This is a genomic window from Nitrobacter sp. NHB1 (assembly GCF_036964665.1).
GTDB lineage: Bacteria > Pseudomonadota > Alphaproteobacteria > Rhizobiales > Xanthobacteraceae > Nitrobacter.
This window is the reverse complement of the sequence record NZ_JBAMDA010000001.1, coordinates 2,695,122-2,711,537: the sequence shown is the minus strand read 5'-3', so window position 1 is coordinate 2,711,537 and position 16,416 is coordinate 2,695,122. Positions and strand designations below refer to the sequence as shown.

The 16,416-nt window shown below is 61.0% G+C and carries 13 protein-coding genes; 9 read left to right on the top strand and 4 right to left on the bottom strand.

All coding sequences use genetic code 11. From position 1 onward, the window contains the following. Nucleotides 1–170 precede the first annotated feature (170 nt). From V4R08_RS12575 to V4R08_RS12560, 4 genes are read left to right on the top strand one after another with little or no spacing between them, the layout of a single operon-like run. On the top strand, nt 171–905 hold the full coding sequence (locus V4R08_RS12575) for a PepSY-associated TM helix domain-containing protein (protein ID WP_335580273.1): 735 nt from the start codon (nt 171–173) through the stop codon (nt 903–905). A 10-nt stretch (nt 906–915) separates the two neighbouring features. Then, nucleotides 916–1,422: a DUF2271 domain-containing protein gene (locus tag V4R08_RS12570; RefSeq protein WP_335579660.1), complete on the top strand. Its 507-nt coding sequence runs from the start codon at nt 916–918 to the stop codon at nt 1,420–1,422. A gap of 60 nt (nt 1,423–1,482) precedes the next feature. Further along, complete coding sequence (locus V4R08_RS12565) at nt 1,483–2,292, top strand: DUF4198 domain-containing protein (RefSeq protein ID WP_335579659.1); 810 nt, start codon at nt 1,483–1,485, stop codon at nt 2,290–2,292. Between the two features lie 9 nt (nt 2,293–2,301). Beyond that, nucleotides 2,302–3,324: an FAD:protein FMN transferase gene (locus V4R08_RS12560; RefSeq protein ID WP_335579657.1), complete on the top strand. Its 1,023-nt coding sequence runs from the start codon at nt 2,302–2,304 to the stop codon at nt 3,322–3,324. Between the two features lie 58 nt (nt 3,325–3,382). Here the strand turns inward: V4R08_RS12560 and V4R08_RS12555 are convergent, their stop codons facing one another. Both V4R08_RS12555 and V4R08_RS12550 read right to left on the bottom strand, forming a co-directional pair. After that, nucleotides 3,383–4,069, bottom strand: coding sequence for a Fe2+-dependent dioxygenase (locus tag V4R08_RS12555; RefSeq protein ID WP_335579656.1), 687 nt, complete (start codon nt 4,067–4,069; stop codon nt 3,383–3,385). An 82-nt stretch (nt 4,070–4,151) separates the two neighbouring features. Next, nucleotides 4,152–6,632, bottom strand: coding sequence for a TonB-dependent receptor (locus tag V4R08_RS12550; RefSeq protein WP_335579655.1), 2,481 nt, complete (start codon nt 6,630–6,632; stop codon nt 4,152–4,154). 346 nt (nt 6,633–6,978) lie between these two features. Here V4R08_RS12550 and exbB point away from each other — a divergent pair, with 346 nt between their 5' ends. The 4 genes from exbB to V4R08_RS12530 are packed head-to-tail and all read left to right on the top strand — an operon-like array spanning nt 6,979 to nt 11,676. Next, entirely contained in the window at nt 6,979–8,061 is a 1,083-nt protein-coding gene (gene exbB / locus V4R08_RS12545; RefSeq protein ID WP_335579654.1) for a tonB-system energizer ExbB, read from the top strand. Between the two features lie 5 nt (nt 8,062–8,066). Beyond that, nucleotides 8,067–8,519 (top strand): TonB system transport protein ExbD, encoded by a 453-nt coding sequence (gene exbD, locus V4R08_RS12540; protein ID WP_335579653.1) that lies wholly within the window; start codon nt 8,067–8,069, stop codon nt 8,517–8,519. Between the two features lie 35 nt (nt 8,520–8,554). Then, nucleotides 8,555–9,268: an energy transducer TonB gene (locus V4R08_RS12535; RefSeq protein WP_335579652.1), complete on the top strand. Its 714-nt coding sequence runs from the start codon at nt 8,555–8,557 to the stop codon at nt 9,266–9,268. Beyond that, nucleotides 9,265–11,676, top strand: coding sequence for a preprotein translocase subunit SecA (locus tag V4R08_RS12530; protein WP_335579651.1), 2,412 nt, complete (start codon nt 9,265–9,267; stop codon nt 11,674–11,676). The genes V4R08_RS12535 and V4R08_RS12530 overlap by 4 nt, the downstream gene beginning before the upstream one ends. 71 nt (nt 11,677–11,747) lie before the next feature. On the opposite strand, the gene ctaD is transcribed toward V4R08_RS12530, so the two are convergent. Further along, entirely contained in the window at nt 11,748–13,352 is a 1,605-nt protein-coding gene (gene ctaD / locus V4R08_RS12525) for a cytochrome c oxidase subunit I (RefSeq protein WP_335579650.1), read from the bottom strand. Between the two features lie 600 nt (nt 13,353–13,952). Then, the gene (locus V4R08_RS12520; RefSeq protein WP_335579649.1) at nt 13,953–14,849 is read right to left on the bottom strand and encodes a LysR family transcriptional regulator; all 897 of its coding nucleotides are present in this window, start codon (nt 14,847–14,849) and stop codon (nt 13,953–13,955) included. 282 nt (nt 14,850–15,131) lie between these two features. On the opposite strand from V4R08_RS12520, the gene V4R08_RS12515 reads away from it, so the two are divergent. Beyond that, complete coding sequence (locus V4R08_RS12515; protein WP_335579648.1) at nt 15,132–16,337, top strand: amino acid ABC transporter substrate-binding protein; 1,206 nt, start codon at nt 15,132–15,134, stop codon at nt 16,335–16,337. Nucleotides 16,338–16,416 lie beyond the last annotated feature (79 nt).

The window sequence follows — 16,416 nt, the reverse complement described above, 5'->3', positions numbered from 1 at the left end:
ATGGTCAGGAGCAACCGCTCCGCGTTCTTATGCCGCATCTATCGTATCGCCGTGCCTCAGCCAATAGCCCATCGGGGCTCTGCCGGCTGCCGGCAACGACACCGCACGGGTTCAGTTTAGAGCGAACCTAATCTCGTCCTGTAGTAAAGCGATGTCGGCTTCGGTAAACAATTTGCGCTGATCTGACGGGTGTCATTCACACCTCGTCGATTTGCGAGATCTGGCAACAGCGACGGGACGAATGGACAATTCCGGATTGGTTAATGGTCGACGGCGATGAACTCTGGCAGCGAAAGAAGCGTCGCGCTTTCGTTATCAACCAGCTTTATCAATGGCACTGGATCACCTCGGGGCTCTGCCTGATCGGCATGTTGTTGTTCGCGGTTACCGGAATCACGCTGAACAATTCCGGGAAGATCGAAGCCAAGCCGACGGTCGTGATGCGCGAGGGGCAATTGCCACAGGCGCTGATCGTCGACCTCAAGCCTGAGCCCGGCGCAGCCAAGGCGGCTTTGTCGCCGGGCATCACCGGGTGGCTGCAACGCGAGATCGGCGCCGATACCGCCGACCGCGACACCGAATGGTCGGACCAGGAGATCTATGTGGCCCTGCCCCGGCCCGGCGGCGACGCATGGCTCAGCATCCAGCGCGACAGCGGCGCGGTGTCCTATGAAGTCACGGACCGCGGCTGGATCGCCTATCTCAACGATCTGCATAAGGGTCGTCATGCCGGCAAGGCGTGGAGCTGGTTCCTCGACGTATTCGCGACCGCCGCGATCATCTTCTGTGTCACAGGCCTGCTGCTTCTGCAGCTTCATTCCAAGCGGCGCCCGGCCACATGGCCCGTCGTCGGCATGGGGCTGGTTATCCCGATGCTGCTCGCCGTTCTCCTCATTCATAGCTAGAAGGTCAACAATGCGCCTCCTGATTTCCGCCGCACTCACCACCCTCGCCGCAGGCCCGTCGCTGGCCTCCGAGGCCACGATCAGCATCGATATTCCGCAGCTCAACGTCGTCGAGTACCACAAGCCCTACGTCGCGATGTGGGTCGAGGCGGCCGACGGCGGCAAGGTCACCAACCTCGCCGTTTGGTACGAGGTCAACAACAAGAAGAATGAGGGCACGAAATGGCTCAAGGACATGCGGCAATGGTGGCGCCGCAGCGGCCGCGAGCTGACGATGCCGGTCGATGGATTGTCGAGTCCCACCCGCGCGCCCGGCACCCATCAGGTCAAGTTCGCCGGCAAACCCCTCGATGGGCTGACGCCGGGCAGCTACCAGCTCGTCATCGAGGCCGCTCGCGAGGTCGGAGGTCGGGAGTTGCTGAAAATCCCGTTCGAATGGCCGCCGAAAGCTCCCGCAACCGGCGAGGCCAAGGGCGAACGTGAGCTTGGCGCGGTCACATTGAAATTGACCCCCTAATCCAGCCCCCGCTGCGCCACGCATTTGTCGCCCCACAGCTTTCATGGAAAGGATTTCGCCATGACCAACCATCTCAAGCTCGCGTTGATCGCAGCCGCTGTTTCGCTGCTTGCCCTGCCCGCGCAGGCTCACCGCGCCTGGCTGCTGCCATCGGCCACCGTATTGTCCGGCTCTGACGTCTGGATCACGGTCGATGCGGCCGTCTCCAACGACCTGTTCTACTTCGAGCATAACCCGTTGCAGCTCGACAACCTGTCGATCGAAGGACCTGACGGCAAGGCTGTCGCGCCGGAGAACCGGGCAAAGGGCCGCTTTCGCAGCACCTTCGATTTCAAGCTGACGCAGCCGGGCACCTACAAACTGACGGTGGCCAATCAGGGCGTGTTCGCCAACTACAAATTGGAGGGCCAGAAAAAGCGCTGGCGTGGCAAGGCCGAGGAACTCGCAACGGCTATCCCCGCCAAAGCAACTGACGTGAAGGTCACGGAAAACCGCAGTCGGATCGAATCCTTCGTCACCTCGGGCAAGCCCTCGGTTGACACGCTGAAACCAACCGGCGTCGGGCTTGAAATGGTGTCGGTCACCCACCCGAACAATCTGGTCGTTGGTGAGAAGGCAACGTTCCGCCTGGTGCTGGACGGAGAGCCCGCCAGCGGCGTCGCGGTCGAGATCGTCCCGGGTGGAATCCGCTATCGCGACAAGTTGAACGACAGCAAGGTCACCACCGACGACTCCGGCACCTTCAGCGTCACATGGCCGGGACCTGGATTCTACTGGATGAGCGCATCGGTGCGCGACGACAAGAGCAAGATCAAGAACGCGCAGCGCCGTAGCACTTACACCACCACGGTCGAAGTGCTGCCGCAGTAAAAAACGCCGATGGCGGCGTCAGCCTTCCGGCGTGTGGCGATCCCGGCAGTGCCGGCGATGCTACACGCCATTCCTTCAGGCGAGTGCATTCGGGAAATGTCCGGCACGACCATGGGCACCACATGGTCGGTCAAGTTCGTCGGCTCAGCCGCCAGCCTGCAAACGCTTCGCCGGATGATTCCCCTCGCGCTCGCTCGCGTGATCGCGCAGATGAGCCCGTGGGAAGGCCAATCCGACATCAGCCGGTTCAACCGGTTGCCACTGAGCCAATGGCAGGAACTGCCGCGGGAGCTGAGCCGGGTCATAGCAAGCGCGCTGCGCATCGCGCGGGAGTCCGGCGGCGCCTACGATCCGACCATGGGAGCGCTGGTCGACCTCTGGGGTTTTGGCCCGAGTGGACCTCGCGGAGCGCCGCCGCCGCCGGATGAGATCGCTCGTCTTCACCAGGCTTGCGGATGGCGGCAACTCGACCTCGACACCGACGCCCGCCGCCTGCGTCGACACAATCGCGGGCCGATCGATCTCTGCGGCATCGCCAAGGGCTTTGCCGTCGATCTGGTGGCGGAAACGTTGCTTGAGTTTGGCATTCACCACGCGCTGGTTGAGATCGGCGGCGAATTGCGGGGGCACGGGGTCAAGCCCGACGGCAGTCCTTGGTGGATCGGGATCGACCGACCGGCCCAGGCCGCGGCGTGCGTCGCCGCCGAGCCGATACTGGTGGCATTGCACGACCTCGCGATCGCCACATCCGGCTGCGAGCGCGGCTTCGCTCGTGGTGCGCAGCACTTCTCCCACACCCTGGATCCGCGAACCGGATGGCCGATCGCCAATGGCATGGTCACCGCGACCGTCCTGCATCGCTCCTGCATGGAAGCCGATGCGTATGCGACGGCGCTGATGGTGCTGGGGCCGGACGCCGCAATCGATTTCGCCGTCGAGCACCAACTCGCGGCAGTTGTTCGCTTCACGGGCAACGACGACGACAGCATCGCTGAACGGACCACGCCGGCCCTCGACGCCATGCTGGCGTGAAAGCCAGACTTAAAGTCTTCGTGAACGATGCCGCTGCCTTCCAGTCAGACGCTGCACTTCAGGTCAGCGCCCATTGTCGCAGCAGATTATGATACAGCGAGGTCAACGACACCACGGACGGGTGCTCGGGATGATCGGCGTTGAGGCGAATGATCGACATATCCAGGTCGAACATCATCGCGCGTTTCGTGACGTCGGCGATCATGCTCTCGGTCCAGAAGAATGACGCGACGCGCGAACCCCGAGTCACCCTTGTGACATGATGGACGCTGGTGCCGGGATAGACGATCATATCGCCGGCCGGCAGCTTCACGGAATGCGTGCCGTAGGTGTCCTCGATCACCAGCTCGCCGCCGTCGTATTCTTCGGGCGATGACAGAAACAACGTCGACGACACGTCGGTCCGCACCCGCATTCCGGTGCCGGGAATGGTGCGGATGGCGTTGTCGACGTGCGAGCCGAAATTCATCTCGCCATCGGCGTCGTAGCGATTGAACAGCGGCGGGAAGATCGTCTTCGGCAGTACGGCCGACACGAATAGCGGATTCCGGTTGAGCGCCGCGAGCACCATGTCGCCGAGTTCGCGGGCTTCCGGCGTTCCCTCCGGCGATTGCAGGTTGCGCTTGACCTGGGCCGATTGGTGCCCGGCCGTGACGCGCCCATCCACCCAGGCGGTGCGCGCCAGCACCTCGCGGCAATGCTTGACCTGCTCCGACGTCAGGACATTCGGAATTCGCACCAGCACCAGGATGCCCTTTCAGATAAAGAGCCGGCGCCTCGCGACGCCGGCTCCGATATTGTTGCTTCTGCGATCGGCAAAACGCCGGTTACTTGCTCACGTAGCGGGCAGCCTTGACCGGATAATCGGGCACCGGCGGCGGCGGCTCGAAGTGATAGCGATAGGTCAGGATCGCCGAGCGGCCGGACGCCGGGACGGCATGGCCGCCATAGTATTGCGCGTAGTAGTGCTCGTCGGTCAGGTTGTAGATGTTGAGCTGCAATGTCGATTCCTTCGTGACCTTGTAGCTCGCCATCACGTCGAACTTCCAGTATTCGGGCACGTAGATGGTATTGTCGGTGCGGGCATAGGCCATCGATTGATAGGTGGCGCCGGCGCCGACCGTCAGTTGCGGCGTGAAATCATAAGTCGTCCACAGGCTGAAGGCGTGCTGCGGAGTATTCGGCAACTGCTTACCGACCGTGTAGCGATCCTCCAGCGAGGCCGTTGCGGGAACGCTGACGATCTTGGAATCCTGGTAGGTATAGCCGGCGAAGATCTGCCACAGGTCGGTCAGCTTTCCGGCCAACCCGGTTTCGAAGCCCTGGACCCGCTGCTCGCCCGCCAGAATGGTCGGCATGGTCGCGGAATCCGGCCCGGCATTGGCGATGCGCGCGTTGTCCTTGAGGATATGGAATAACGCCGCCGTATAGCTCAACCGCCCATTAAGAAAATCGATCTTGGTGCCGACTTCCGTCGTGGTGCTGGTCTCAGGCGCCAGCGACACCGTGCCCGACGTCAGCGATCCGAACTCCGCTGAAGGATTGAACGACGTGCCATGCGCCACATAGACGCTTGATTGCTGGGTGGGGTGGAAGACGCCGCCGACACGCCAGCTTGTCTGCCGGTCATGCGAGGCAAACGGACCGCGGTTGGCGGGCGTTGCGTTCAGCGGATCGCGGTAAGACGCGCGCACATCGTCGTATCGGACCGCCCCGAGCAATTCGAAATACTGGTTGATCTTGATCTGATCGGACGCATAGACCGCAATAGTATCGATCTTGGTATGATTCACGGGGCCGAACGGCCCCTGATAGACCGGCTGCGACACCGGGTCGATCACGCTGGTCCGGCAATAGGCTCCGGGCGTTGACGCACACCAGAAATTGGTGCGCCCTCGCTGATAGCGCGTCTGATGGCTGGCTTCGATGCCGGTGGCGAAAGTATGCGTCAGTCCCCAGGTATCGAACTTCCCGACCAGGTCGGTCTGATTAAGCAGCAAGGCGTCATTGGTCTGCGTATTCCAATGCTCCTGCGTCAGCGTCATCTGATCGACCGGATAGCCAACCGGAATCGGCATGTTCCCGGCAGTCGCCAAGCCGCGCGGCGGCGTCGGCGCGGCATACCGCTGGTTATCGACGTACCGCGTGGCATTGGTCAGCTTGAAACCGTTGTCGAACTCGTGCGACAGCTTGAGCGTCGTGATGTTGGTGGTGGTCTCCACGATATCGCGATACGGCCCCAGCGTATTGCCGTAGAAAGTGTTGCGCGGCACCGGTATCGGCGTCACGGCACGGCCATCGCCATAATAGCCGCCAGTGACGGCGGTGCCGGCCCCGTTCAGCGTCGGTCGCGGCAACCATGGGTGGCCGTAGTCGGGAACGCTTTGCTCGCCCTGATAGATATGGCTCAACGTGACTTTGTCGCGGTCTGTCACGTCGAAACTGACCGACGGCGCGACACCCCATCGCCGGGTAAAGACGTTGTTGCGGTCCGGCGTCGGCACGTCCTGGTAAAGCGCCGCGATGCGCCCGGCGACGTTGCCCTGCTTGCCGCTGGCGTCGAGAGTGCTGCGATAGCCCGCAGCGCTGGTGCCGCTGATCGCCCCGTCGAAGAACGTCGCACCGGTCGGCAGCTTGGAGACCGTATTGATCGCGCCACCGGTCGAGCCGCGGCCGAACGCGAACGACGACGGTCCCTTGAGAACCTCGACGCGATCATCGCTGAACAGATCGCGATTGTACCAGCCGGGATCGCGCAAGCCGTCGCGGTACATGTCGCCACGCGCGGTAAAGCCGCGAATAAACGGGCTATCGCCCTGCTGCCCGCCCTCGCCGGCGCTGAAGGTGATGCCCGGCACCGTTCGCAGCGCTTCTTCCATGCTGGTGAGGTGCTGATCCCGAATGACCTGCTGCGTCACCACGTTGACGGTTTGCGGAGTATCGCGCAGCGGCACACCGAGACGCGCGATCCCGGCCTGCGCGGGAGCCTGATAACCGGTGACGCCATGCCCGTCGCCGACGATGGGATTGACCTGAACGTTGCTCGGCGGGGCAGCAACCGGCGCAGGCGCGGCTCGCACCGGCGCTCGGTGTACGGTTCTTTTCTTGGCCTGCCGCTTTGGCGCGGTGACGCGAACCTGCGGAAGATCATCGGCGCCGGTCACCGGCTGGGCGTCGGCGGAATCCGGGATCAGCATCACCGCGGCGACACCGATCATCGCCTTGCCCCAGCCGACGACCGATGAATGTCCTGCTGCTCCAACGCCGCTACTCGTATCGCTCGTGTGATCTACCGATAAAATGCCCATCCGCCCCATCCATTGATTTGCCGACATCGCGGAAACAAATCGGTAGCCGCGACATGTCGCTCGTCATTAACTAAAAAATTTTTGTGAGCAACATATCGGCATCGCAATTCGACGCAGTTTACAGAGGTTCTAGCTCGCGCCTCTCGATGAAGTATCAATGAGCGCAGCGCGCGACAGCACATCCACCCCGACGACAAATGAACTGCGTCATCGCGCCGCATGTTTTAAAGAGATTCTAAAAATCCTCGCCGGTTTGCCTGTTTGATTCGGAAAGCGCAGACGCTAGACCGAACGCAGATGCCTGCGCATTTGTTTCTCGGCTCGCGCGGACAGTGCAGACCGGCGCATGATTATAGAGTTCACCCACATGAAGCTGTCTCTGAATTTCTCCCGAACGACGGGCCGCAACGACCGAACGCGAACCGCAAAAGCTTCAGCGATCGCGCTTGCATCTGTTTTGATGTTGTCGTTCGCACCGCACGCCGTTCATGCCCAGTCCTTGACGCGGTCCGGCGCCTCCGGGACAAACTCTTCCACGCAAGCTCCTCCGACGGTCACGCAGTCAACGCCGTCTGTGACACAGACAGCGCAACCTGCATCTCAGCAGCCCGCATCTCAGGTATCGCCTGACGCCAATACATCGCCGGCCGAGCAGCAGGCCATGCCCGCGGCAACGGCCGAACAGCAAACCCCGCCCGCAACAGAACTAGCCGAGGCTCCTGAATCAAGTCCGATCCTGCCGCATGAACTGACGCCCATCGGCATGTTCATGGCCGCCGACTACATCGTGAAATCGGTGATGGTCGGCCTGGCCCTTGCGTCGGTCGTGACCTGGTCGGTATGGCTTGCCAAAACCATCGAGTTGCTCAGTGCGCGGAGCAAACTCATGCGGGATATCCGCAGCGTGGAAGGCGTGCGGTCCCTCGAAGAGGCGAACAATACATTGCAGCGCGCCGGTAGCGATATCGCGATCCTGACCCACGCCGCGCGCGACGAGATTCGCCGTTCGCAGGACGCCATGAACCATGACGGCATTAAAGAACGGGTCGCTTCGCTGTTCAGCCGCATCGAGGCGGCCGCGGCGCGGCGAATGACCCGCGGAACCAGTATTCTGGCCACCATCGGATCGACCGCGCCGTTTGTCGGGTTGTTCGGCACGGTCTGGGGCATCATGAATGCCTTCATCGGCATTTCGAAATCGCAAACCACCAATCTTGCCGTCGTCGCGCCGGGCATTGCCGAGGCCTTGCTGGCGACAGCGATGGGACTGGTCGCGGCGATTCCGGCGGTGATGATCTACAACATGTTTTCGCGCTCCATCACCGGCTATCGCGGCTTGCTGGCAGACGGCTCAGCGGAGTTGATGCGCATGGTGAGCAGGGACCTCAACCGGGCGGAGATGGTCCCTCATCAGCGGGCCGCGGAGTAACTCGGGTGGGCGTTTCGCTTCAGCAAGCATCGTCCGAGGACGATATGATGCCGGTCAGCGACATCAACGTGACGCCGTTCATCGACGTCATTCTCGTGCTGCTGATTATCTTCATGATTGCCGCGCCGCTGGCGACGGTCGACATTGCTGTCGATCTGCCGGCATCGACGGCGACAAAACAGCCCCGGCCCGACAAGCCAGTCTACGTCACCATGAAGGCCGACCGCACGCTCGCCGTCGGCGAAACTCCGGTCCCGCGCACCGGTCTGGGCGGCTCACTCGACGCCATCACGTCGTCGGATCGAACCAAGCGGCTGTTCGTTCGCGCCGACAAGACCATCCCCTACGGCGAGGTGATGACGCTGATGAACGATCTGCGGGCTGCGGGCTATTTGAAGATTGCGCTGGTCGGGCTTGAGTCCGCGAGCGGGGCGCCATCCGGCGGAGCCGCGCAATGAACAATCCCTATCGCAGCGCGACCCGACGCGACCTGTTGCTCTGGAGCGTCTGCTTTATCGCGATGCTGTCGCTGCACGGCGCGGTGGCCGCGGCATTGCTGCAGGCTCCGGCGGAAGAAGGCGATACGTTCGATACCGTCACGGCAATCGAGGTGGATTTTACCACCGAGTCTTTCCGCGACGCCGAGGCACGAGACGTCGCGCCGGGCGAAGAGCAAATGCAGACCGACGAGGCTCCTCCACCTCAGGAGAAGTCCGAAGTCAAGACGGAGAAGGAGCCGGAGCCAGAGCCGCCGCTTCCGCAAGTCACCGAACCCGACGTTGCGCTGGAAACCCCTCCCGAGCAGAAGAAACAGGAAGAAGAGAAGAAAGAAGACAAGGAAAAGACGCCGAACGCAACGCCGCCGCTGGTCGCCGCGTCGGCCACGACGGCGCCGACCGCAGCGGCCGCACGCAAGGCGCAGCTCGTGAGCTGGAAACGGAAGTTGGCTCTTCACCTGCAGCGCAGCAAGCGATATCCGCGCGAGGCTCAGATCCATCGCGAGACCGGCACTTCGAAGGTGTCCTTCGTCGTTGATCGGCACGGTCATGTCGTCTCCAGCAGAATCATCAAAGGCAGCGGGTCTAAGGTCCTCGATCGCGAAACGCTCGAGCTCCTGCAACGCGCCCAGCCGTTGCCCGAACCTCCCAAGGACGTCGGCGGTACACAGTTTGCTTTTACGATGCCGATCCTTTTTGAATTTCGATGATCCCGCGCCTGGCGAGGCGCGCGCTGAATTTCGGCACTCGCCGGAAACTGACACAATACGAAACGACGGCCGGCCGGATTCTCGCCATGGAGCCCGACCATCGACGGCTGTCTGCCGACGGCTTGCGTGATCGCGTCTCCGAATTGCGGCAGCGAGTCCGGGCCGGCACCGCCCTCGACGAGATCAAGGAGGAGGTCTTCGCACTGGCTCGCGAGGCCTCGCGCCGTGCGCTGAACCAACACCCCGTTCCAGTGCAGACCATCGGCGCCCTGGCGCTTCATGATGGCCATATCGCCGAGATGAAGACCGGCGAAGGCAAGACGCTGACCGCCACGCTGGTCTGCGCGCTCCATGCCTTGAGCGCTCAGGGCGTCCATGTTGCCACGCCGAACGACTATCTGGCCGAGCGCGATGCCGGCTGGATGCGGCCGGTCTACGACGTGCTGGGATTGAGTACCGGCGTCATCACCCGGGAGATGGACGACGACAGCCGGCGCGAAGCCTATCGTTGCGATATCACCTACGGAATCGCCAGCGAGTTCGGCTTCGACTATCTGCGCGACAACATGAAGTTTTCCGCCGCGGAAACCGTCCAGCGTGGCCATGCCTTCGCTTTGGTCGACGAAGCCGACGCCACGCTGATCGACGAGGCCGCCATGCCGCTGGCGTTGTTCGGCCCGCTTGGCGATCACTCGGGCCTTTATCAGACGGTCGATGCCGTCATCGCCTCATTGCAGCCCTCGCATTATGAGATCGATCCTCGGCGGCGCGTTGCGCTGACCGAGGCGGGATACAGCGAAGTCGAGCAGCGGCTGCAACAGCAAGGACTACTGAAGACCCCAACGACGCTGCATGACATCGCATCGATTTCGATGCTCCACCACGTCGTGCAGTCGCTGCGGGCTCATGTCCTGCTTGCACGCGACCGCGATTATGTCGTTGTAAACGGCAGCGTGACCCTTGTGGACGGGCTGACGGGACGACCGATACCGGGACGACGCTATGACGAAGGACTGCATCAGGCCCTGGAAGCCAAGGAAGGATGCGCCATCGGCGAGGAAACGCACACGCTGGCCGCGATCACGTTCCAGACCTACTTCCGTCGTTACGCCAGGCTAGCCGGCATGACCGGAACCGCGAAAGCCGACGCCGAAGAATACAACGATATCTACGGCCTTGATGTAATCTCCATCCCGACACACCGTCCGATGGTCCGGGTCGACGAATCCGTGCTCCACGCCTCCGCCGCCGGCAAGTTGCGGGCGATCCTGCGGGAACTGGAAGACGCCGCCGCGCGCGGCCAGCCGGTGCTGATCGGCGCTCCATCGATCGAACGATCGGAAGCGCTGGCGGCAATGCTTGAAGCCAACGGCTGGCGGCAGCGTAACGACGAGACCAAGAGCGACGGCACAACCCGCACCTTCGCGGTGCTCAATGCCAAACATCATGCCCGCGAAGCCCAGATCATCGCCGAGGCCGGCGCCCCCGGCGCAGTGACGATCGCCACTGCAATGGCCGGCCGGGGCACCGATATCCGGCTTGGCGGAGAGAATGCCGACGTCGCCAGGCGCGCGCAAGTCATTGCCGCCGGCGGGCTGCTGGTGATCGGCACCACCCATCACGATCACGGACGAATGGACGAACAGTTGCGCGGCCGTGCCGGCCGGCAGGGCGATCCGGGGCGATCCATTTTCCATGCCTCGCTGGAAGACGAGTTCCTGACCAATGCGGCAATCAGCGTAGCTCAACCCGAACAGGCCGCCACGATCGCACCCTCGGTCGCCAGCCGCCTGATCCGCGCGGCGCAGAAGCGGCATGAGGTCCGCAGCTTCGATCGACGTCTCGGGCTTCTGCGATTCGACACGATCATTCAAAGCCAACGCGATCATGTCTACGATTTGCGCCACACGATCCGCGACGGCAACGATACGCTCACATTGGCGACGCGGTTGCGCCATGAGACGATCGACGATCTGATCGCCCGTTTCGCAACGCCGAGCGCCCCATGGGACCTCGCCGGGCTGGATCACGCGATCCGATCGGTCCTGACTCTCGCCGTCGATATCAGCCCTCCATCCGCCGATCCCAAAGCCGATGCAAAGGCTCTCGCACAGCGTATACGCGCCACGGCCGACCGCTGGATCGACGGCAAGATCGCCAGCATGGGCGAGGCCATGTTTGTCGATATTCTTGGCCGGCTGATGATGGCGCTGATCGATCACCTCTGGTCGGAGCAATCCGCACGCCTCGATCATCTCAAGCGCCGGATCGGCGACCGCCGGCTGCCATCGCATCAGATCGTCGCGGAATTTCAGCTTGAAGCGTTCGCCCTGCTCGAACGGATGATCGCCGATTTCCGTCGCGACGTGACGGCTTATGCCATGCGCGTGGGCATCCGTCCGACGTGATGAGGCGCACCCCGGGGAAAAAGGTGCGCCTCGTCCTGGCCGCCTCGCGGCGTAAGTCACTGAGCGTTGAATCACTCTATACGCGGCAAAACGTTGAATTGATGAAATGGCGGCGGCGAAGACAGCGTCCACTCGAGTGTGGTTGCACCGGCCCCCCACGGATTGGCCGCAGCCTTCACCTTGCGAACGAAGGCATGGATCATGCCGACGACAAACACGATCGTGCCCGCTGCCGATATGTAGGATCCGATTGATGCGATGTGGTTGAAGCCGGCGAATGCATCCGGATAATCGGCGACGCGCCGTGGCATTCCCTCCAGACCGAGGAAGTGCATCGGGAAGAAAGCCAGATTAACGCCGATCAGGGTCAGCCAGAAGTGCAGCTTGCCGAGAAACTCCGAATACATGTATCCGGTAATTTTCGGAAACCAGTAATACCAGCCGGAAAAGATGGCGAACACCGCGCCGAGAGACAGCACATAGTGGAAATGTGCAACGACGTAATAGGTATCTTGCAAGACCCGATCGACGCCCGGATTAGCGAGCACCACACCGGTGACGCCGCCGATCGTGAACACAAGCACGAAGCCGGTCGCCCACAACATCGGCGTTTTGAAGCTTATCGAGCCGCCCCACATGGTGGCGATCCACGAGAACACCTTCACCCCGGTCGGCACCGCGATCACCATGCTGGCGAGAGCAAAGTAAGCCTGGGCCGAACTCGACATTCCGACGGTGTACATGTGATGGGCCCAGACCACGAAGCCAATGAACCCGATCGCCACCATGGCATAGACCATTCCGAGGTAGCCGAAGATCGGCTTTCGGCTGAAGGTCGAGATCACATGGCTGACGATCCCAAAGCCGGGCAGAATCATGATGTAGACCTCAGGATGGCCGAAGAACCAGAACAGGTGTTGATACAGCACCGGATCGCCGCCACCCTCGGGAGCAAAGAACGTGGTGCCGAAATTACGATCGGTCAGCAGCATCGTGATCGCGCCGGCGAGCACCGGAAGCGACAGCAGGAGCAGGAATGCCGTCACCAGGACCGACCATGCAAACAGCGGCATCTTGTGCATGGTCATGCCCGGTGCGCGCATATTGAAAATCGTGGTGATGAAATTGATCGCGCCGAGGATCGAAGACGCTCCGGCAAGATGCAACGAGAGGATCACGAAATCCACCGACGGGCCGGGATGGCCACTGGTCGACAGCGGCGCATAGAGTGTCCAGCCGGTGCCGGCCCCATCCGTGCCGGGCTCGCCTCCGACGAACAGCGAAATGATGAACAGTGTAAACGATGCCGGCAGCAGCCAGAACGAAATGTTGTTCATGCGCGGAAACGCCATGTCCGGCGCACCGATCATCAGCGGCACCATCCAGTTGCCGAACCCTCCCATCAGCGCCGGCATCAGCGTGAAGAAGATCATGATCAGGCCGTGGCCTGTGAGGAATACGTTGTAGGCATGCGGATTGGAGAAAATCTGGAGACCTGGCTCCTGCATCTCCATCCGAATCAAGACCGAGAAGGTCCCGCCAATCAATCCCGCGCAGATCGCGAACACGAAATACATCGTGCCGATATCCTTGTGGTTCGTCGAATACACGTAGCGTCGCCAGCCGGTCGGGTGAGCGTGGATGTGGGAATCGTTCGTCGTTGCAGCGGATGTCATATCGACCCTTCCCAATCAGTAACCTCGGATGACGTCGTAACTTCCTTCGAAGTTAAAACCTCATCTCGAGATAGTGGGTTCATTCCGAGTCAAATATTCGAATCCGCAGTTCGATCGCTTGAACCGGATAAGTTCCTTTCACGGTTCGGTCCCTAACGTGCAAAAACGTGAGAGAGCAAAACCTGTGTCGCAAGACTAACGCCATACGCGCTGGTCTTAGTTCACTCTCGACCGTTCTTGTTTTTTTTCAAGCGAGAAATATTGCACGTTAAATTCAAGAAAGCAGATACATCAACACGAACGCGCGAGCGTTATCGCCGCTAACAAATGCGGGCCTGAATACGTTGACGGATTGCGAATCGATCTGCCGATACGAAGATGCGCTATCAATATCAGGGATTCTGACCTTGAATTCGAGCCGACTGACTCACTTGGTGATGCCGGCGCTTCGGTTGGCGAATGCGTTCCTGCGACGAGGCACCGCTTCGCATTCCTCTAGTCGTCCGATTCTCACATTTGCATCCCGTTGCGGCAGGAGTTCTTGCACATGTTAGAAACAATGGACCACGAGCAACTTCGGAACGGGATCTCGAGATAGATCTAGCGCTGTCGTACTGCCCGCTTTGCGCCTTTCGCCGTTGCCGCCGTTTTCGGTTTCGAGTTGGCAACCTGGTGCATGATCTCGATTGCGCTGGCAAACAGATCGCGATCCCCCTCAAGAGGGTAAACGACGTATGCGGGCATTGAAAACTCAGGCGTGTCGCTCACCAGATTGAGGCGCCCGGTCTTCAGATGAGGCATGACGATCCGCTTTGGGAAATAACCGGATCCTCCGTTCTCCAGCACGTGCAGCAATCCCAGCCAGCCGATATTCGCGCTCAGCGGAGGGCTGCCAAAGTTCGGAAAGCAGGCATTGTGCCGCGCATAGAACTCAGGCCCCCAATCGACATACACATAGCCGGATCGAGGTTCGTGTTTGCCATTCGGATCCGTTGAAACCAGGATGAGGTGCTCTTCGAACAATTGCTCGATCTTCAATCCCGGACGAACCTGCGGAGTGTACATAACGCCAATGTCTATCCGCCCCTCGATAAGCCCCTGCATCAATTCCGGCTCGTGCCCGCTTTCGGCGCGAATGGATATTTCCGGCCTGGCCTCCCTCATGAGCTGAAGCCACTGCAGCAGGAATTCTTCCCACAGGCCGATACGGCAACCGACAACCAGCGTTCCGCTAAATCCTTCCGGAATGCCTATGTCGTGTCGCGCCTGTTCCATTGTCCGCACCAGCGTAGCCGCGTGCCGCTGGAATTGCCGGCCGGCAGACGTCAGCGTCGTGCCAGCCTTGTTGCGGACGAAGAGCATGCAGCCCAACTGCTCTTCGAGCGTGTGAATGCGCGTGCTGACCGTCGACTGGCTGACGTGAAGCTGATCCGCGGCACTGATGAAATTCCCCGCTGTCACGACGGTGAGGAAAGTTCTGGCCAGTTCCGTGTCCATTGAAGCGGTCTCCCGATAGCTATCGAGCCGATATCGAGCCGCAGTCTTATTCGTTTGTCAAAAGCCAGGATACGAGGTGAACGCGGATTCGATCGTTATCGGGGCACCGGGAACCAAGTGCTTGCGTGCTGGTTGTATAGCGCGACCGAGACATCCATCCCGCATCACCCCTACAGGTGCTGATCGCGGGAAGTAAGAAATATTACCGGAAGCTAGGGCGCAGAACCAGGACAGCCGCGGGACAGAGTGTCATTATAGAGTGCCATTATAGAGGGTCATTTCATGTTGAAAATTTCCGGTTTGTCGGCCGCTTTGGTCGCGGCTGCGGTTGCGATGTCGTCTGGCTCGGCCGCGGCAAAGGACATTGTGCTGGGGGCGTCCGTACAATTGACGGGACCCGTTGCCAATACCGGCCGGTATTATCGTGACGCCTATCAACTCGCGGTCGACAAGATCAACGAAGCTGGCGGGGTCAAGGTCGGTAATGAGACCTACAAGCTCGCACTCAAACTTTATGACAATCAGTCGGACGTCAATTTGAGCGTGCGTCAGTACACGCAACTGGTTTCACGGGACAAGGTGAATTTTCTGCTGGGGCCGTTCGCAAGCAATTTCGCGCTGGCGGATTCGGCTGTGTCCGAAAAGTACCAGATTCCGATGGTCCAGGGCGGCGGCGCGTCGGACCAGATCTTCGCGCGCAAGTTCAAGTATATTTTTGGAACGCTGGCGCCGGCCAGCCACTATTTCGGCTCGACGGTGGAGATGATGAAGGGGCTCGATCCGGCCCCGAAATCGGTCGCCCTGCTGTATGCCGACGATGCCTTCGACGTCTCGGTGGCGGAGGGCACGCGGCCCAAACTGAAAGAGGCTGGCTTCACCCTGGCCATGGACGAGCGTTACAGCACCAATGCGACGGACTTCAACTCGCTGCTCTCGCAGGTCAAGAGCAAGAACGTCGATGCGGTGCTGGTGGCGGGCCACGAAACCGAGATTCTGAATTTCGTGCGGCAGGCCAAGAGTCTTGCGGTCGCCCCGAAGATGTATTCCTTCACGGTGGGCGTCCCGAGTGAAGACTTCCGCAAGGCTCTCGGCAAAGATGCGGACTACGCTTTCGGCATGACGGCCTGGCTGCCTTCCGCCGACCTCAAGGATCAATGGTTCGGCGACGCCGCGCAATTCGCTGCGGCCTTCAAGGCGAAGTTCAACTACGATCCCGACTATCATGCCGCGTCCGGCGCGGCCGACGTCGAGGCCGTGGTGAAAGCCGTGGAAAATGCGGGCACGATCGACCCCGTAAAGGTCAGGGACGCATTGTCCAAGGTGGATTTCGACAGTCTTTACGGGCGGATTGCGTTCAATGCGAACGGCCAGATCGATCTGCCGCAGACCGTGATCCAGATCCAGGATGGCAAACTGGTCGCAATCCAGGGCGTCCACGGCAAAATCGCGGCGCCGAAATATCCGATGCCGGCCTGGGACGCGCGTTAGAGATGATCCCGACGCGAAGGGCCGCGCCAGCGCATAGTGGAAACCGGCTTTCGAATAAGATCATGCTCAATCAAAAAAA